At 48.4% G+C, this 18,291-nt stretch carries 20 protein-coding genes; 17 read left to right on the plus strand and 3 right to left on the minus strand.

Translation table 11 applies throughout. The features are described 5' to 3' along the window. Positions 1–47 precede the first annotated feature (47 nt). The 4 genes from DXD02_RS14370 (at position 48) to DXD02_RS14385 (ending at position 3,313) form a co-directional block, all read left to right on the plus strand. Entirely contained in the window at positions 48–566 is a 519-nt protein-coding gene (locus tag DXD02_RS14370; protein WP_118667028.1) for a VanZ family protein, read from the plus strand. 67 nt (positions 567–633) lie between these two features. After that, positions 634–2,328: an AAA family ATPase gene (locus DXD02_RS14375; RefSeq protein WP_118667029.1), complete on the plus strand. Its 1,695-nt coding sequence runs from the start codon at positions 634–636 to the stop codon at positions 2,326–2,328. Positions 2,329–2,456: 128 nt separating this feature from the next. Beyond that, the gene (locus DXD02_RS14380) at positions 2,457–3,035 is read left to right on the plus strand and encodes an AzlC family ABC transporter permease (protein WP_118667030.1); all 579 of its coding nucleotides are present in this window, start codon (positions 2,457–2,459) and stop codon (positions 3,033–3,035) included. Next, on the plus strand, positions 2,990–3,313 hold the full coding sequence (locus tag DXD02_RS14385; protein WP_118667031.1) for a branched-chain amino acid transporter permease: 324 nt from the start codon (positions 2,990–2,992) through the stop codon (positions 3,311–3,313). The genes DXD02_RS14380 and DXD02_RS14385 overlap by 46 nt, the downstream gene beginning before the upstream one ends. An 87-nt stretch (positions 3,314–3,400) precedes the next feature. Here DXD02_RS14385 and DXD02_RS14390 read toward each other — a convergent pair whose 3' ends face one another. Together DXD02_RS14390 and DXD02_RS14395 are read right to left on the minus strand one after the other, a co-directional pair. Next, positions 3,401–3,970: a phosphoribosyltransferase family protein gene (locus DXD02_RS14390; protein WP_117509969.1), complete on the minus strand. Its 570-nt coding sequence runs from the start codon at positions 3,968–3,970 to the stop codon at positions 3,401–3,403. 26 nt (positions 3,971–3,996) lie between these two features. Then, on the minus strand, positions 3,997–5,055 hold the full coding sequence (locus DXD02_RS14395; protein ID WP_118667032.1) for a benzoate/H(+) symporter BenE family transporter: 1,059 nt from the start codon (positions 5,053–5,055) through the stop codon (positions 3,997–3,999). Positions 5,056–5,381: 326 nt separating this feature from the next. Here DXD02_RS14395 and DXD02_RS14400 point away from each other — a divergent pair, with 326 nt between their 5' ends. Continuing rightward, positions 5,382–6,716, plus strand: a complete 1,335-nt coding sequence (locus tag DXD02_RS14400; RefSeq protein WP_118667033.1) for a carboxylesterase/lipase family protein — start codon at positions 5,382–5,384, stop codon at positions 6,714–6,716. Positions 6,717–6,878: 162 nt separating this feature from the next. Here the strand turns inward: DXD02_RS14400 and DXD02_RS14405 are convergent, their stop codons facing one another. Next, entirely contained in the window at positions 6,879–7,139 is a 261-nt protein-coding gene (locus DXD02_RS14405; protein ID WP_022461956.1) for a DUF1292 domain-containing protein, read from the minus strand. Positions 7,140–7,348: 209 nt separating this feature from the next. Between DXD02_RS14405 and DXD02_RS14410 the strand changes: the two genes are divergently transcribed. The 12 genes from DXD02_RS14410 to DXD02_RS14465 all read left to right on the plus strand — a co-directional run bounded on the left by DXD02_RS14410 (position 7,349) and on the right by DXD02_RS14465 (position 18,152). Further along, complete coding sequence (locus DXD02_RS14410; RefSeq protein ID WP_022461955.1) at positions 7,349–8,170, plus strand: alpha/beta hydrolase; 822 nt, start codon at positions 7,349–7,351, stop codon at positions 8,168–8,170. A gap of 26 nt (positions 8,171–8,196) precedes the next feature. Beyond that, positions 8,197–8,724 carry a cysteine hydrolase family protein gene (locus DXD02_RS14415; RefSeq protein WP_022461954.1) on the plus strand — a complete coding sequence of 176 codons (528 nt, stop codon included), beginning with the start codon at positions 8,197–8,199 and terminating at the stop codon, positions 8,722–8,724. A gap of 19 nt (positions 8,725–8,743) precedes the next feature. Continuing rightward, on the plus strand, positions 8,744–9,616 hold the full coding sequence (locus DXD02_RS14420) for an alanyl-tRNA editing protein (protein WP_118667034.1): 873 nt from the start codon (positions 8,744–8,746) through the stop codon (positions 9,614–9,616). Next, entirely contained in the window at positions 9,616–10,098 is a 483-nt protein-coding gene (gene ybaK, locus DXD02_RS14425; RefSeq protein ID WP_055219087.1) for a Cys-tRNA(Pro) deacylase, read from the plus strand. Before DXD02_RS14420 ends, ybaK begins: the two co-directional genes overlap by 1 nt. Before the next feature lie 198 nt (positions 10,099–10,296). After that, complete coding sequence (locus DXD02_RS14430) at positions 10,297–10,965, plus strand: A24 family peptidase (RefSeq protein ID WP_147341999.1); 669 nt, start codon at positions 10,297–10,299, stop codon at positions 10,963–10,965. Further along, complete coding sequence (locus tag DXD02_RS14435; RefSeq protein WP_226906364.1) at positions 10,962–11,999, plus strand: hypothetical protein; 1,038 nt, start codon at positions 10,962–10,964, stop codon at positions 11,997–11,999. The genes DXD02_RS14430 and DXD02_RS14435 overlap by 4 nt, the downstream gene beginning before the upstream one ends. Then, positions 11,996–13,174 (plus strand): CpaF family protein, encoded by a 1,179-nt coding sequence (locus DXD02_RS14440; protein ID WP_055226604.1) that lies wholly within the window; start codon positions 11,996–11,998, stop codon positions 13,172–13,174. Before DXD02_RS14435 ends, DXD02_RS14440 begins: the two co-directional genes overlap by 4 nt. Further along, a complete protein-coding gene (locus tag DXD02_RS14445; RefSeq protein ID WP_117802473.1) occupies positions 13,171–13,971 on the plus strand; it encodes a type II secretion system F family protein in 801 nt (266 codons plus the stop codon). Before DXD02_RS14440 ends, DXD02_RS14445 begins: the two co-directional genes overlap by 4 nt. Before the next feature lie 71 nt (positions 13,972–14,042). Continuing rightward, positions 14,043–15,341 carry a type II secretion system F family protein gene (locus tag DXD02_RS14450; protein WP_055226608.1) on the plus strand — a complete coding sequence of 433 codons (1,299 nt, stop codon included), beginning with the start codon at positions 14,043–14,045 and terminating at the stop codon, positions 15,339–15,341. A 50-nt stretch (positions 15,342–15,391) separates the two neighbouring features. Then, positions 15,392–15,559: a Flp1 family type IVb pilin gene (locus tag DXD02_RS14455; RefSeq protein WP_022461946.1), complete on the plus strand. Its 168-nt coding sequence runs from the start codon at positions 15,392–15,394 to the stop codon at positions 15,557–15,559. A gap of 156 nt (positions 15,560–15,715) precedes the next feature. Then, positions 15,716–17,248: a DUF5702 domain-containing protein gene (locus DXD02_RS14460; protein WP_117802474.1), complete on the plus strand. Its 1,533-nt coding sequence runs from the start codon at positions 15,716–15,718 to the stop codon at positions 17,246–17,248. A gap of 166 nt (positions 17,249–17,414) precedes the next feature. Beyond that, complete coding sequence (locus DXD02_RS14465) at positions 17,415–18,152, plus strand: hypothetical protein (RefSeq protein ID WP_147326115.1); 738 nt, start codon at positions 17,415–17,417, stop codon at positions 18,150–18,152. The last annotated feature ends 139 nt before the right edge of the window (positions 18,153–18,291 follow it).

The following is an 18,291-nucleotide window of genomic DNA, read 5'->3' on the forward strand; positions in this document are numbered from 1 at the left end:
GTTTTGGTAGAATCCTCTTATCAAGTGAAGATGAGAGGGGAAAGAACATGACCTGGAAAAACGAGAAAAAATCAAAAGCATTACTTGTGGTATTCGGCATTTACCTGGCGCTGCTTGCCTGGTGCATTTTATTCAAATTCGCCTTGCGCCCGGAAGAAATTCCGCACCTGCGGGGGATTAATCTGATTCCGTATGCGGCGTCGGTTGTGGTGAACGGGAAAGTGCAGATTAGTGAAATTATCGAAAATATGCTGGTCTTTCTGCCGTTCGGCCTCTGCATCTCGGCCATCTACCCGGACAGCGAAATTCAGAACCGCATTCTCCTTGCATCGGGACTGAGCCTGTTTTTTGAGGTGACGCAGTATATTTTTGCGATCGGCGCGAGTGATATTACGGATGTGATCGATAATACGCTTGGCGCGGTGATCGGAATTCTATTGTATCTGGGGATGAAAAAAATCTGGAAAGAGAAGACGGGAAAGATCATTACCATTCTGGGAGCGGTGCTGGAAGTGCTGTTTCTGGCGTTGTTGTTTTTTACGTTTGCGGCGAATGGGATGTTTTAAGATTGGAATTCAGGAAAGGATAGTGTATAATCGAGAAAAGGACAAATTCCGAAAGCAGGTGTGATGGATGGAAAAAGTAATCAGTATAGGAAAACAGAATTTTGCATCCTTAAGGGAAAACCATTATTTCTTTGTGGATAAATCTCACTTCATCAAGGACTGGTGGGAAAACGGGGATGAAATCACCTTGATCACCCGCCCCCGCCGCTTTGGCAAGACACTGAATATGAGCATGCTGGACTGCTTTTTTTCTAATAAATATGCCGCCCGGGGCGATCTGTTTGAAGGACTTGGCGTTTGGAAAGAAGAAAAATATCGGGAACTGCAGGGAAAGTATCCGGTGATCTTTTTGAGTTTTGCAGCCGTGAAAGCAGATCAGCTTTCGGAAGCAAAAATCCAGATCAAACAGCAGATTGCGAGAGTGTATGAAGAAAACCGTTATCTTCTGGATGGGGATCTGCTGAGCGGAAATGAGAAGAAAGCATACAACGAGGTCAATCTGCATATGGGTGATGCGGAGGCCGCAGCGGCACTCAATAATATGAGTATGTATCTGGCGCGGTATTACGGCAGAAGAGTGATTATTCTGCTGGATGAGTACGACACGCCGATGCAGGAAGCGTATGTCCATGGCTACTGGGCGGAATTTACAACGTTTGTGCGGAGTCTGTTTAATGCGACGTTTAAAACGAATCCTTATCTGGAACGTGCGATGATGACCGGAATCACGAGGGTTTCGAAAGAAAGTATTTTTTCTGACTTAAATAATCTGCGTGTGGTGACGACGACATCGGATCTGTATGCGGACTGTTTTGGATTTACCGAAAAGGAAGTTTTTGCATCTCTGGACGAGTTCGGAATGGGAGACAAAAAGGACGTTGTGAAGCAGTGGTATGATGGATTTATCTTTGGCGGACACCGCGATATCTACAATCCATGGTCGATTACCAATTATTTAAAAGAAAAGAAATTGCGCCCGTACTGGGCAGATACGAGTTCGAACGGTCTGGTGGGAAAGCTGATCCGCACCGCCTCGCCGGAAATCAAAGAGTATATGGAAGATCTACTGAACGGACAGGCAGTCACGGTGAACTTTGATGAGCAGATGGTGTTTGAACAGCTGGATTACAATGAAAATGCAATCTGGAGTCTGCTGCTCGCGAGCGGTTATCTGAAAGCGGAAGAGGTGGAGTATCGCGGAATTACTTTGAAGCCGTGGTATCAGCTCCGTATCACCAATCTGGAAACGGTGAGCATGTTTGATGATATGTTCCGCGGATGGTTTGAAGCATCGGAAGCTGGGTACAGCAGCTTTGTGAAAGCACTGATGCAGGGCGATCTGGAAGCGATGAATTATTATATGAATAAAGTGTCCCTTGCGACCTTCAGCCATTTTGATGTCGGCGGGGAAACAAATGAAAGCCTGGAGCCGGAACGATTCTATCATGGCTTCGTCCTGGGACTGATGGCAGAGCGTGCGGAGTGTTATCAGATCCGGTCGAATCGGGAAAGTGGATTTGGACGGTATGATGTGATGATGATTCCGAAGAATAGAGAAAAAGATCCGGCGATTATTATTGAATTTAAAGTCTGCAGCCGGGTAAAAAAGGAGACACTGGAAGATGCGGTGCAGGAGGATTTAAAACAGATCGTGGATAAAAAATACGACGCAGAACTGGTGGCCCTTGGCGTGCCGCAGGAAAGGATCCGGCATTATGGGTTTGCATTTGCGGGGAAGAATGTGTTGATTGGAGCAGAATGAGAGAAACGGGTGATGAAGGTCATCCGTTTCTTTTGGCGTAAAATGGTATTCCTATTGACTCACTATGATATAGATAGTATGATAAATTTAATTTTTAAAATTTATTTTTACGTGAGGATATTTTATCTATGAAACGATTTTCTTCCACTACCTTAAAAACTGCTTTCGTAAAATCCATCCCGATTTTCTGCAGCTACGTTTTCGTCAGCATGGCCTACGGCATGATGATGGCATCCGCCGGCTTTCCCTGGTATGATTCACTGTTGGTAAGTCTGACGGTCTATACGGGCGCGTTCCAGTTCGTTCTGATTACGTTTCTTTCTAGCGGCGCTTCCCTCATCACCATTGCGCTCAATGCACTTCTGATGAACAGCCGCCAGAGTTTTTACAGCATTACCTTCCTGAAGGAATTCAAACAGATGGGGCGCCGCAAGCTGTACATGATTCACACGATGACCGATGAGACATACGCCGTAAACTGTACCTTAGATCTTCCGAAAAAAGAAAAAGAGGACACCATGTTCCTCGTCGCTCTGTTCAGCCGCTGCTATTGGATAGTTGGTTCGGTTCTTGGCGGCATTTTAGGCCAGATCATTCCATTTGACCTGACGGGCCTTGATTTCTGTATGACAGCCCTGTTTCTCATTATCTTCATTGACCAATGGGAAAAAGCAGAGAAGCACACGCTGTCGCTGTCTCCGCTCTGATCACCTTCGGACTCCGTGCACTCCCGTTTCTTACATTTTCCGGCAGCCGTAAAATGCCCGCATCACTCGAACGACTCGGCCGGGCACTGCCGTCTGCCATCATGGCGGTACTGATCATTTACTGTATGAAAGATATTCCCACCGGCGGTATCTCTGCCGCAGTACCGAAACTGCTCGCAGCAGCGGTCGTTTTTATCACCTACAAATGGAAACACCAGACCCTCGTCTCCATCCTTCTTGGAACCATTTCGTATATGATGCTTCTGCGTCTCTTTTAAAAAGAAACGGTGCAGTTCTGAATTCATGGCAGAAATTCAGAACTGCACCGTTTTTCTATTCTCTATATGCATTAGAAGGATTGGCAATTATTCGATGACTTCGTACTCTCCGTCGCCTGTCTTTTTGAATAACGGAAGCTTCTGCAGAAATACAATATCTTTTCGATCAGCAGCATCGCCCTCAGCAAGGATCGCTGCTTTTTTTACAACCTCTGCACTGGCATTCGCCATCAGGCATTCCAGTGCGTGCAGGGACTCGCCGGTGGAAATGACATCATCCAGCAGGCAGACACGTTTGCCGCGGATTTTATCTGCGTCTTTTCCATCCAGATAAAGATGCTGCTCACCCGCTGTTGTAATCGAATGAACGGATGCGGAAACCACATCTTTCATGTAGGATTTTGTGCTTTTTCGTGCAACGATAAATTCTTTATGGCCCAGCTCTTTGCTTACTTCATACGCTAGGGCAATACCTTTCGCTTCTGCGGTGACAATGGCATCGACTTCTCCGATTTTTGCGGCCAGCTCCGGCGCACATGCACTTACCAGCTCGGTGTCACCAAGGACAACAAAGCTTGCAAACGCCATCTCCTCACTGATCGGGATAAATGGAAGTGTTCTTTTCACTCCGCAGAGCTCCATGCTGTATTCTTTCATACGATTTTCCTCTTATGTTACTGAATTTATAATCCAAGCAGTTTTGCAGCAACACCGGCCAGCATTCCGAGGAACGGGTTTGTTACTGCAGTGACAACCATTGTGGTTCCGCCGACGGCTGCATTGACAGCGAAGGCAGACGGCGCATCCAGTACAACGGTTTTGAAGATACCGAGTACAAACAGGAAACCTGCGATCGAAGAAGACGGAACAAATTTTCCGATTTTCGGAAGCAGTTTCAGAAGCAGAATTACACCGATCACAACCATCATGATGACACCAGCCCATACAGCGTGCGGTGCATTGGCAGTTGCGGAAATGATTGCCTCAACCGGGGCTCCTCCGAAAAAGGAAGAAAACATATCGGCCAGGGAAGAAATCACGGTCAGGTTATCGACGTTGTAATTTCCACCGGTTGCCATTCCTGCGGTAATTCCGCCGAAGGAAATGTTGGAACCAATGTTCAGGCAGACCATACCGAGTGCGCCGAGAATTACGTTGGCATTGATTGTAAATTTCTGGCGGACAAATTTATCATCCTCTACGACAATGCTGGATTTCTCTTTGTTGAAAAATGCATTGGCAATGCAGGATGCTACAACGGAAATGACGATGGTATAAACCAGGGTATTGGCACTGTCTTTGGTAAAGTAATAGGTGATCAGTGCTGCGGCCAGGGAAACACCGCCGGAAATGGCATCACTCTTGATCATATCGATCGCGGCCTTTACCAGAATGATACCGACACCGGCCATCATTCCATAGGCAACATCCTCACCTACAAAGTTTACGATTTTTGTCAGCAGTCCAAACACTCCGATCAGAGCCATAATCACACCGCCGATAAAAATCATTGTACAGCGTTCCGAACGGTCTTTTCCAGCCGTTCCGGCGTAAGTGATCGTCTCCGCCTGGAAGGAAATTGGTGCGACACTCTGCGTAATCGTATTGCCCACCGCACCAACAAAGAATGCCAGCGCCGTCGGAACCGATGCAAATCCAAACGTCAGAGCAAGAAGACCCTGCGGCAGACCATTCAGCACAACGCCGATGATTGCCAGAAGATCTGTTAAAATGGATTTCATACTAAATACTCCTCCTCACTATGAAATATGTCGTTTTGAAGCAAAGAAAAGTGTAGCACCAAAACCGGTCAAAGTAAACCAGATCAGTCATGAAAAGTTTTTGTCAGTGATAATAAGTCAATCTTATATACAAAATATTATTATTTCTGTGTGCTAATAAATCAAGAGGATTTTTAAATGTCTGCATAGCCAATAATCAATAGTTACAAAACTGGGTGCCATTATTTGGAATTGTGCATATAGAAGCGAAGAAAAAGATTTGCTATACTAAATCTGTATGAGGGTTTTTATCACAGTTATAAGAAATGGAAAGGGGATTTTTAATTATGGCAATTACAGAGACAAAAACAAAATATGGACAGGTTCATGGTGTGCAAAAAGACGGCTACACGGTATTCCGCGGCGTTCCGTACGCAAAGCCGCCGGTAGGCGAAAAACGATTCTGCCCGCCGGAAGAGCCGGCGTGCTGGGAGGGCGTTTATAAGGCGGATCATTTCGGATGTGTCTGCCCGCAGACCGAGCATGAGCCGGACTCCTTCTATGGAAAAGAATTTTATCTCGATCCGGAATTTGGTATGAACCAGAGTGAGGATTGTCTGTACTTAAACATCTGGACACCGGCAAATGCAGCGGATGAAAAACTGCCGGTTGCCTTCTGGATTCACGGTGGTGCATTCATGCATGGATTCAGCCACGAATCCGAATTTGATGGAGTTGCTTACTGCGAACGCGGAGTGATTCTCGTTACGATCAATTACCGTCTCGGTGCTTTCGGATTTTTGGCACATCCGTGGCTGTCTGAGGAGAGCGGTGTCGGAAGAAGCGGAAACTACGCGATTCTCGACCAGATCGCAGCACTGAAATGGGTAAAAGAAAATATCGCAGCATTCGGCGGCGACCCGGAAAATATCACCGTATTCGGCCAGTCCGCGGGATGCATGAGCGTACAGACACTCGTCAGTTCTCCGCTGACTGAAAACTGGATCAGCAAAGCCATTTTCCAGAGCGCCGGCGGCTACGACACCGGACTGAACCGCGATATGCCGCTTTCCGAGGCAGAAACCATCGGCCAGGAATTTGTGGAGCTTAGCGGAGCAAAATCGCTGGAAGAACTGCGTACGATTCCGGCTGAGAAAATTGTGGAGCTGCAGGAGGAGTTTGGCCGCGTAAATCCATCGAGAATGCTGAGTTTCGTGCCGAACATCGACAATCACCTGCTGACCTGCGGCTATAACGAGGCAGTAACCGAAGGAAAAATCAAGAACATCCCATACATGCTCGGATCAACCGCAGACGACATCGGCGTGTTCCCGGAGATGAAAGAAAAAGGCGAGCACGGCGGCATCTATAAGGGATGCATCAACTGGAGCCTTGCGCTGGAAAAACTCGGAAGAAAACCGGCTTACGTTTACTACTTCACCCGTGCCCTGTTAGGCGACGACGCCGGAGCGTTCCATTCCTCCGAACTCTGGTACATGTTCGGAACCCTGGGCCGAAGCTGGCGCCCGAAAACCGAAGGCGACTATGCCCTCAGCAAAGAAATGATGGACGACTGGACCAATTTCATGAAAACCGGAAACCCGAACGCAGAGGGAAAAGACGACTGGAAACCATGCACAAAGGACGCCCCGTATGTGCAGGTGCTGGATGTGAGAAAATAAGCAGAAGGAAATAAAAATGGCAATCGAATATCAAATACTTATCCCAGAGGAACTTGATGCAGTATAAACTGTAGATAGCAACTGGAAAGTCAGGAACACAAACAGAGCAGCATTTTACCGGCGTGTGAAAGGTAAAAATGCTGCTCTTTTTGCGTGGCAGAATCAGTCGTCCAGATCGTTGCGCTCGCGGAAGATCTGATAAATGGTGTCGATCAGTTCATCGTCATCGAGGCCTTCGAACTCGGCTTCGTTGACATCGAGATTCTCGGAAATGATGCGCAGAATGTGTACCGGTTCGTCATCGCCGCCGTCGGCCGGATAGAGAACTGCGTACTCATCCTCCTTGTATTCTACGATATCCAGAAGCTCAAAACGGACAGAATTTCCGTCCTGATCGGTAAGGACAATAAGGTTGGAATCCATAATTGCAATATACTCCTTTATGTGTTATTTTTGCCGCTCAAAAACATGCAAATATAAATTTATTATACTATGAGCAATTGGATTTGAAAAGAAAAAAGTGTCTGGTGCGATACGCTTGATATTTTGCGCCGATACGGTATAATGACAACAGAGTAAAAACTGGCGGCTGTGGCCGTACCCGGAAAAATGGGGGGGGAAAGGAAGAACTTATGAATTATCAGGTATTAGATGTCAAAGTAAAAGATACAGAAGAAACTGCAAAATTATATACGTATTTTCTGGACAACTCGCGTGAGATTGCTCCGGAACGCGTGCGTCCGGTCATCGTGATCTGCCCGGGCGGCGGTTATGAATGGGTGTCCGAGCGTGAGGCAGAGCCGATTGCGCTGAAGTTTGTCGGAGCCGGTTACCACGCTGTTGTTCTGCATTACAGTGTTGCTCCGGCAGCTCACTATCCGACGGCACTCCGCCAGCTTGCCTGGACCGTTGCACATCTGCGGGAGCATGCGGCAGAATATCACATTGATCCGAACAAAGTAGTAGTAGCGGGATTTTCCGCAGGCGGCCATCTGGCAGCATCGTACGGTGTGTTCTGGAAAAAGAAAACATTCCTTGCAGAAGAACTTGGCGTAGACGCAGAGCAGCTTCGTCCGAACGGTCTGCTGTTATCCTACCCGGTTATCACATCCGGTCCGAAAGCGCACCGCGGATCCTTCACCAATCTGCTGGGAGACCGGTACGATGAGCTGGTAGACGAGATGTCTCTCGAGAATCAGGTCAGCCTCGATACGCCGAAGACCTTCCTGTGGCATACCGCGCCGGACGACTGCGTGCCGGTAGAAAACTCCATTCTGTTCTTTACTGCACTGCATGCACTGGAGATTCCGGTAGAAATGCATATTTATCCGGTCGGCGGCCACGGCCTTGGCCTTGCAAGCGAGGAGACACAGAGCTATGAATACCAGAACGCAGTACGCGAAGAGTGCCAGAGCTGGATTTCACTGGCACTGAGCTGGATGCAGCATTTATAAAAAATGTCCCAGAAGGGAGAACAAAGATGAAAGTATTAATTGTAGTAGATATGCAGAATGATTTTATCGACGGAAGTCTCGGCACGAAAGAGGCGGTCGGGATTGTTGACCGCGTTGCAGAGGTGATGGATTCGTTTGACGGAGCTGTTATCTGCACCAGAGATACCCATTTTGCGGATTATCTGGAAACGTCCGAGGGCAGAAAACTTCCGGTAGAGCATTGTATCGAAGGAACGAAGGGTCATGCACTGCAGGATACAATTCAGAAAATGGCGGAGAAAAAACAGGCCGTGGTGATGAATAAAATCACCTTCGGTGCAAAAAATCTGCCGGAGGAGATCGAAAAACTGGCAGGCGGCGTGCCGGAATCCATTGAACTCGTGGGACTCTGCACCGACATCTGCGTGATTTCCAATGCCATGCTGCTGAAAGCATTTTATCCGGAAGTGCCGATTTCGGTCGATGCATCCGCGTGCGCGGGCGTAACGCCGCAGAGTCATAAAAATGCATTGGAAGCTATGAAAATGTGCCAGATTGACATTGTAAACGAATAGACGGAAAAGAGGAAAAATTATGAGCACAACAAGATTATTTGATCAGGATGCGTACCTGGGTGAATTTGAGGCAACCGTAGAACGGAGCGTCTGCGAGGGCGGCATGTACCGCGTGCTGCTGGATCAGACCGCATTTTTCCCGGAGGGCGGCGGCCAGCCATCAGATGAGGGAACACTGGATGGAATTTTTGTAACGGATGTACAGGAAATCGACGGCGAAATCTGGCATACCGTGGAAGCACCGCTCGAGCCGGGCAAAACGGTAGTTGGAAAACTTGACTTTGAAAAACGTTTTTCCAATATGCAGAATCACTGCGGAGAGCATATCGTGTCAGGTATCGTGCATCGGATTTACGGTTTCAACAACGTTGGATTCCATATGGGAAGTGATGTCATTACCGTTGATTTTGACGGCGTTCTGACCGAGGAGCAGCTCTACGATGTGGAGCAGGAGGCAAACGAAGCCGTGCTTCGAAATGTTCCGGTTACGATCAGTTATCCGTCAAAGGAAGAGCTGGAAACCATGGATTACCGGAGCAAAAAAGAGATTGAGGGCCAGGTGCGGATTGTGACGATCGAAGGCTGCGACAGCTGTGCGTGCTGCGGAACCCACGTTGCAAAAACAGGGGAAATCCGTCTGATCAAAATCTTAAGTGCCCAGAAATACAAAGGCGGCGTCCGCGTGACCATGCTTTCCGGTGAAAAAGCGTATGCGGATTACTGCTTAAAACACATCAATACCCTCGGCATTGCACGTTTACTTTCTGTAAAACCGGAAGAAGCCGGGGATGCTGTCGTACGGCTGAAACAGAAAAATATTGAGATGAAAAAAGAAATCAAACAGCTCAAAAAAGAACTGTATGCACTGCAGGGAGCACCGGAGAGAAAATAATGGCAAAAGAAAAAGAAATCAAAACAAATGCAATGCGGATTCTGGACCGCCAGAAAATCAAATACGAAGTTCTTCAATATGAATGCGATGAATTTATCGACGGGCTTCACACAGCAGAGAAAACCGGCGCGCCGGTCGAGCAGTCGTTTAAAACGCTTGTGGCACAGGGAAAAAGCAAGCAGTATTATGTGCTGGTGCTTCCGATCGCAGAGGAAGTGGATCTGAAAAAAGCGGCGAAAGCGGTGGGGGAGAAATCCATCGAGATGATCCATGTCAAAGATATCACTGCAGTCAGCGGATACGTCCGCGGCGGATGCAGCCCGATCGGAATGAAAAAACAGTATCCGACCGTGATTCAGGAATGTGCGGCACAATTTGATAAAGTTTACGTGAGCGGGGGAAGAATCGGAACCACGCTGTGCATGGCGCCGGAGGATCTGAAGAAGGTCAGCAGAGCGGAGTATGCGGATTTTATTCAGTAAAAACAGAAAAAACTGTATGGAAGCAGACCAGAACGAAGAAAAAAGTTCTGGTCTGTTTCTTTTTGCTGTGATGCGGCTGGAAAATTTCTTTCAAAAAAGGATCATAAAATAATAGCCAAAAAGCAGCGGCGAAATTGCGATACGATTCTACGAATCCGCGAAAAACGGAAAACCTTTCACACGATTTTTCTTTTTGGTGTGAGAAATTTTCATCCCGTTTTTGGAGGCAATTCACAAACCGGAAAAAGTTGCCGAAAACCGCTGGACAAATCGAAAAGAGGCAACTATAATGACCTCACAATCAAGTTGACCCAAACGAAACGGGAGGTGAGAGACAAAATGTCTTTGCAGCACTGTCTGGTACTGACAGTTGCGACAGGGGCGGTATGGATGGATTTAAGAACACGCAGAATTGCAAATGAATGGATTATCACCGCATGGATCGCCGGGCTGGTTACACAGCTCATCCGCTATGGCGCCGCGGGAGCGGGTATTTTTCTTTTTGGGATGCTTTTCCCGATACTCGCACTTTACATTCTGTTCTATTTTCATATGCTGGGCGCGGGAGATATCAAACTCCTATCCGCTGTTGGAGGCTTTCTCGGTGTGCCAGCGATCCTGAAATGTATGATTGTGTCGTTCCTGTCTGGAGCGGTCTTATCTATCGGAATTATTCTCGTCTGCGGAAATTTACCGCAGCGTCTTACCAAATTTTTCAATTATTTCCAAACTTATTTTACCAAAAGAAAATACCAGAAAAAAACAGAGCCGGTTCCCTATTACGATGGGAAGTGGGGCATGGAGTGCATCCATTTTTCCGTTCCCGTGCTGATGGGAGTGCTGCTCTGGATTGGGGGATTTTATTGAATACTGCAAAGAAAAAGAGTGTTTTTGCAGTCTGTGACACGGAAATGGAATATGCACGCAATTTTATGGAATATCTGAACCAGAAGAGAAATATTCCGTTCGAAGTGCATGCGTTTTCCAGTGCGGAGATGTTCCTGGAGTTCGCAAAGAATAACGAAACAGAGATTCTTCTGATTTCGGATAAAGCGATGAAAGAAGAGATCCGCCGGTATCCGATCCGTCAGATTATCATTCTGTCTGAGGGCGTACACAGTCCGGTGCTGGATCAGTATCCGGCGGTCTACAAATACCAGTCGTCGGAAAAGGTGATCCGCGAGGTCATGGCGTGCTACGGCGTAGAAAATGGTGTCGATACATCGCCTGCACTGCTGCCGAAAAAGGAAATGCGCATCATCGGCATTTATTCGCCGGTCGGACGGACGCAGAAGACCTCGTTTGCCCTGACGATGGGGCAGATTCTGGCAAAAGAGCGGGCAGTGCTGTATCTCAATATGGAGAGCTATTCCGGATTTGAACGGCTGCTGGAATGCAGTTACGACAGGGGGATGAGCGATATTCTGTATTATGCGAGACAGGAAAATCAGGGCATCATCTACAAACTGGGCGGAATGGTCCAGTCGATGCAGAACCTGGATTATCTGCCGCCCGCCGCATCGCCGATGGACATTCAGACTGCAAAATATGAAGAATGGAAATGGCTGTTTCAGGAGATTGAGAAGAACAGCAGCTATGAAGTGCTGATTCTCGACCTCGGGGATGGCGTGGCGGATCTGTATCAGATTCTGGATTTTTGCAATGAAATTTACGTTCCGATAAGGAATGATGTGATTTCTGCGGCCAAAATGGAGCAGTTTGAAAATTTGCTGCGCCGGTGGGACTGCCAGTCGGTGTTGGACAAGATGCGGAAAATCCACGTTCCGTTCCACACGGCAAACCGGACGGGAAAAGCCTACTTTGAGGAGCTTGTCTGGAGCGAGCTGGGCGACTATGTGCGTCAGATTCTGCGGGACGGCAGAAGAGGAGAAGAAACATGACAATGCCGGAAATTCTGCGGAGAAAACTGATGGAGCGGATCGATATCGCATCCGAACCGGATGACGGAGAGGTTCTCGAAGAGATTGACGGTCTGATTTTAGGGGAAGAAGAAACACGGTATCTTCCGGTGGCACAGAAGGCGGAGCTGCGCAGACAGCTGTTCTACAGTGTGCGGAGGCTCGATGTCCTGCAGGAGCTGCTGGAAGATGCGGGAATTACCGAAATTATGGTAAACGGTTATCAGCATATCTTCGTGGAACGGAACGGCAGAATCGAGAGATACGGCAAAAGCTTTACCTCCGCAGAAAAGCTGGAGGATGTGATTCAGCAGATTGTAGGCCGGTGCAACCGCGTGGTGAATGAACAGAATCCGATTGTGGATGCACGGCTGGAAAATGGAGACCGCGTCAACGTTGTCATGAAACCGGTCGCATTAAACGGACCGATTCTGACCATCCGCCGCTTTCCGGAGCAGGCGGTGACGATGGAATTTCTGGTCTCCATCGGGAGTATTACAAAAGAGGCGGCAGAGTTTCTGCAGGCTCTCGTCCGGACCCGCTACAGTATGATGATCGGCGGGGCGACCGGATCTGGCAAAACGACATTTCTGAATGTGCTTTCCGCCTACATTCCAAAGGGCGAGCGCATCATAACCATCGAAGACAATGCAGAGCTGCAGATCCAGGGTGTGGAGAATCTGGTGCGGCTGGAAGCAAAAGAGGCAAATCTGGAATCAGGAACAGAAATTACGATCCGCGATCTGATCCGCGCAGCTTTGCGTATGCGGCCGAACCGCGTAATTATCGGTGAAGTGCGCGGAGCGGAAACGTTTGAATTATTATCCGCACTCAATACCGGGCATGCGGGATCTTTGAGCACGGCACATGCAAACAGCGTGAAAGATATGATCTCCCGTCTGGAAACGATGGTGCTGATGGGAGTGCAGCTCCCGTTGGAAGCAATCCGCCGCCAGATTGCATCGGGAATCGAAATTCTCGTGCATTTAGGACGCGGAGAGGATGGAAGCCGTCGGGTGGAGGAGATCGCAGAGATCACAGGGATGGAGGAGGACGAAATCAAAACGGTTTCTTTGTTTCGAAGAGAATATGGGAGAGGCCTGCAAAAGACAGGCGAACTGGTACACAGAGAAAAACTGGAGGGGAAAACAGGATGAGAATACGTGAGGGAAGCCAGGCAAAGACGGGCATGGCAGAGGAGAAGGAGACGAAGGGGATCGACTATCAGACCTGGGAATTTACCGGTCGGGAATATCTCGAAATAGCGGGAATCAGTCTTGGGATTGCCGCCGCTGTGAACCTGCTCTGTTACCGGGCGTGGTGGGCATGCATTGCTGTGGTTCCGGTTGGAATCGTATGTTTTCACACGTATCGGAAAAACCGGATTCAGAGACGGAAAGAGGAGCTGTACGACAGCTTCCGGGATCTGATTGCGTGGATGCACACGGCACTGCGTTCCGGCTATTCCATGGAAAATGCAGTGCTGGAGGCGGCAGGACAGCTGGAACAGTCGCTGGGAAAAGAAAACATTCTGGTACAGGAACTGCGCCGGATGCGTCATAAAATGATGATTTCCGTGCCGGTGGAACAACTGTTTCAGGATCTTGCGGTGCGAAGCCGCATTGACGATATTGCGACGTTTGCAAGTGTACTGGTGATTGCGAAGCGGACAGGAGGAAATGTCTGCGAGATCTTTCAGAATACGTGGGATATTTTCTGTACGAGAATTGACATGATGCGGGAAATCCGTGCGGGCGTTTCTTCCCGGCGGTTCGAGCAGAATATTATGAGTGTTGTGCCGTTTGGAATTCTGGGATATGTACAGCTTTCCTTTCCGGAATTCTTAAGTGTGATGTATGGGAATGTAATCGGGGTTTTCTTCATGAGCGGATGCCTTGCCGTGTATCTGGCGGCATGGGTGCTTGGAAAGAAGATTCTGGACATTGAGTTTTAAGAAGCAATTGAAGTTTAAAAAGTAAGACTGCGAATCATAACGATTCGTCCGCAAAAAAGGGGAGGAATCAAATGTTGTGGATTTGTCTGACCGCATGGGCGGGGCTGTTCATCTGGTATTTCCGGATGAGAAAAAAGGCGGAAGATCACAAATTGGTGAGACGGATTTTCTGCCTTGCAGCGACAGGGTTTATAGCGGGCACTGCACTCTGCCTTCCGATCGGAGTGCGAAAAGTTTCAGGAGATGAAAAAGCGGAACTTCAACTGGAACGGGGTGCCTTAGGCAGCCAACCGACAGAGGAAAAACTTGAGGTTTCTGTTGGAAATCAGAAACCGGAAAGAATTACACTGTCTGTACCTGCAAGAGCTTACAGCGCAGAAGAGATAGAAGAGGCGTTCAGTGCGGCGATAGAGGCGCTGGATGAAATCATCTTAGGTGAGAATCTGTCTTTTCATACGGTAAACAGAAACATGGATCTGGTTACGGAAATACCGGGAAGCCCGGTGGCGCTTAGCTGGGAAACAGACAGGCCGTTGTTGATTGACAGCCGGGGTTTGCTGTCAGACGAGATTCCCGAAGAAGGAGTGGAGGTTACGCTGAAAGCGGAACTGGAACTTCAGGGGGAAACAACAGAATATATACGGAAGGTTCAGGTCTATCCACCGGAGATAAAAGGGCGGGATGCGGTTCTTAGGGCACTGAAAAAAGCAGTGGAAAAAGAAAACGAAGCACATCCCGAAGAAACAGCCTATTATCTGCCGGAGACACTGAACGGAGAAACTGTAACATGGTCAAAAGTGCCGGATCTGACAGGTCTGGAGCTGATGGCACTTGCCGCGGCGGCAGGAGCAGTCTGCTGGGCGGCAAAAGGAAGGGAAGAAGAAAAAGCAAGGCAGAAAAGAGAAGAACAAATGCTGCGGGATTATCCCGAGATTGTCAGCAAAATGGTTCTTCTTCTGGGTGCCGGGCTTGGGATGCGGAAAGTACTCGAGCGGATTGCAGTGGATTACCGGAAAAATCTGGCGCTTGGCGGGCAGAAACGTTTTGCCTATGAAGAGATTGTATTTACCTGCCAGGAGATGGAAAACGGTGTTTCCGAGCAGGAAGCGTACCAGCGCATGGGAATGCGTATGGGAACCGGAGCGTATCGTTCCCTTGCTGTTCTGCTGACGCAGAACCTGAAAAAAGGCAGTAAAGGACTGCTGGAATTATTGAAACAGGAATCGCAGGAGGCCTTTGAGGAGAGAAGAAGGCAGGCGAAAACAACAGGAGAAAAGGCATCGACAAAGCTTCTTCTTCCGATGGGCATGATGCTTGCGGTTGTATTGGTCATACTCACGGTTCCGGCATTTTTGTCCTTTTATGCATAGGGGATGTTTTTATCCCCACAACAGCTGGTAAAGAGAGGGAGGTGGGAATTATGAAGCTGATATCGGAGTTCTGGAAAGAGGAAGATGCGGTGGGTGTTGTGGAAGTGATTCTGATTCTCGTTGTGCTGATCGGACTCGTACTAATCTTTAAAAAGCAGCTTGTGAGTCTGGTCAACAGTCTGATGGAGAAGGTCACAAACCAGAGCAACACCGTATAAACGGGAAAATGTCCAATACGGAACTCCAAAGAAAAATTTAGAAGCCGGTACGGACCTATATGTCATTTGCATATCTGTGTCTCGGTATATCCTTTATCCGATCCACGGCATCTAAAGTTCGAAAAAGTAAAAGTAAAGTGGAAGGAGCTGTATCCCATGAGGGAAACAGAAAGACAGAAAAGATGGGCAGCCGGAAGCATAACAGCATATTTGTGTCTCGTTCTGATACTGATGCTTTCCCTGATTTCCGGGACAATTGCGTCGGTGCGAAATGCCCATGCACGGGTGATGACGGCCTGCGCAATGGAACAGGGACTGTATTCTCTGTTTGCCGGGTATGACAGAACACTGCTGGGACAGTACGAGCTGTTTTTTTATAACGGCGGGGATAAGAGCGGTGTCTGGAAACCTGAAACCATGAGCAGAAAAGTCGCAGAAACTGCGGGAGAAGTTCTGTCCCCCACTGCATCGGGGATGGGAATTCTATCAGGCAGTTTATCTGGCGGACAGGTTACAGAAGTTTATCTCGGCGGCTATCGTCTTGCGACAGACGAGGAGGGAAGTGCTTTCTCCCGTCAGATCTGTGAGGCAATGAAAGCCAGCCTTGGAACTTATGGAATACAGCAGCTTTCCCAGAAATTAAGAGGAGAACAGGAAACCGTGAAACGTCAGGAGGACGGACAGAGCGGTTACGAGGAAGAGGAGGTTTTAAAACAGTATGAAGAATCCAAACAGCCAGAAGAGGGAACAGAAAAAACAAAAGGTGAAGGAGAATCTGGAAACGGCACGCCTTCGGAACCGGATCAGAAGCAGCCGGTACCGGAAGATTTTGTGAATCCGATTGAGGTCATTCAAAAAGTAATGAAAATGGGAATTTTAGGACTGGTCCTCCCGGAAGGGCAGGCACTGTCGCAGGGGGAAACGGATGTATCGTTTCTTGCATCAAAACGGGAGCTGCAGAGCGGGTTTGGCATGGCAGAGTGTGGAAAAGAACTGAGCTTTGTGGATAAGATGCTTTCGTCCGAATATATTCTGTGGAAATTTCCGTGCTATACCAGCAAGGAGAAGAAGGAAGGGCTGCAGTGCCAGGTGGAATATGTGCTCTGCGGAAAAAACAGTGATCAGGATAATCTGGCGGGAACCGTGAACCGTCTGCTGGCGCTACGGGAGGCGGCAAATCTGGTGTATCTGGCGAAAGATGCGCAGAAGCAGGGCGAGATGGAAGCAATGGCGGGGGTAATTGCCGCGTCGTTTGGAGTTCCGGCGGCGATGCCGGTTGTGAAAATGGCACTTGCCGTGTGCTGGGCATTTGCAGAAAGCATTCTGGATCTGCGGGAACTGCTGGATGGTGGAAAAGTAGCACTGTTCAAAACGGCAGAATCGTGGCAGCTTTCTCTGGAACAGCTTCCGAAACTGCTGGAAACAGGGGATCAGAGCAGAAAAAATGCACCGGGCGGCATGGAGTATTCCGATTATCTGCGGCTGCTTTTGATGCAGAAATCGGGAAAAGCGGTAACGTTTGGAGCGATGGATCTGGTGGAATACAATATGCGGACAGAACAGCAGCAGCCGGGTTTCCGACTGGATTGCTGTGTCGATGAACTGGAAGCCGGTTTTACGGCGGTAATTGGGAAACGAGAGTATGAGATTACGAGAAATTATGGATATGAGATGCAGGGAGCAGCCTGAAAAATGGGATGACTCCGGCAGGGATACAAAAGGGTGTTCTTCTGAACGGCACATTTATTTCTGGAACCTTATCAAAAAACTTATCCACTCTTCCGGGAATTTTTATAAATCCGGATCAGGAGAGCAGCCTTTTGTAAAACGAAAATGGAACAGGGCAAGCCTGACGGTGGAAGCTTCACTGGCACTTCCTGTTTTTCTGATCGCGGTTCTTGTGTTATTAAAAATCGTGGATCTTTACCGGCTGCATGGAATGCTGACGGTATCTCTGCAGGAGTCCGCGCGGTATCTTTCCGTCTGTGCCTACGCGGTGGATGAGACGGGAAAAGAAACGTATGAAATACCAGAAACGGCTGCGTGCATTGCTTATGCAGAAGCAAAGATTCCAAAAGAAATCCGCGAAAATGGAATGGTGACACTGGCAGGAAGCCGTGTGAAAAATGGATGGCTGGAACTGAAAGCGATTTACTGGCCGAAAATGGGAAACCGCCTCGTTCCGGTGCGGAACCGGGGAATTGCAGCGTGTGCGAAAGTGCATCTGTTCTGCGGAAAGACAGAAGAGGAGGCGGATGAAGAAGAGGGCGAAGCAAAACAGATGGTGTGGGTGACTGAGAACGGCAGTGTGTATCATACCGATTCGTCGTGCAGTCATATCAATCTTTCGATCCAGGTTTCCTCACCGGGTGCGCTTGCGTGGAAACGGAATCAGGATGGAGAAAAATATAAGGAATGCGAACAGTGCGTGGGAAATGGCGCTGCGGGTGCGGAAGTTTACTATACGAAATACGGAAACCGGTATCATAACAGTCTTTCCTGCAAAGGGCTGAAACGTAAAGTAAAACTTGTAGCACTGGAACAGACGGATGGACTGCCGCAGTGCTCGAAATGCGCGAAAAAGGCGGCGTAAGAAAGCCGGATATGAGCAGAGCAGGTGTATTCTTTCCGGGTGAGACCGGAAAGAAGGACGGTAAACAGAAACTCGGGTTTGCGGAAAGGAGGAAAATATAAGTAACTAAATATATTGTCAAATGTGATATAACGTGTTT

Origin of the sequence: Blautia sp. TF10-30 (assembly GCF_003481245.1) — a bacterium.
Classification (GTDB): Bacteria; Bacillota; Clostridia; order Lachnospirales; family Lachnospiraceae; genus Fusicatenibacter; species Fusicatenibacter saccharivorans.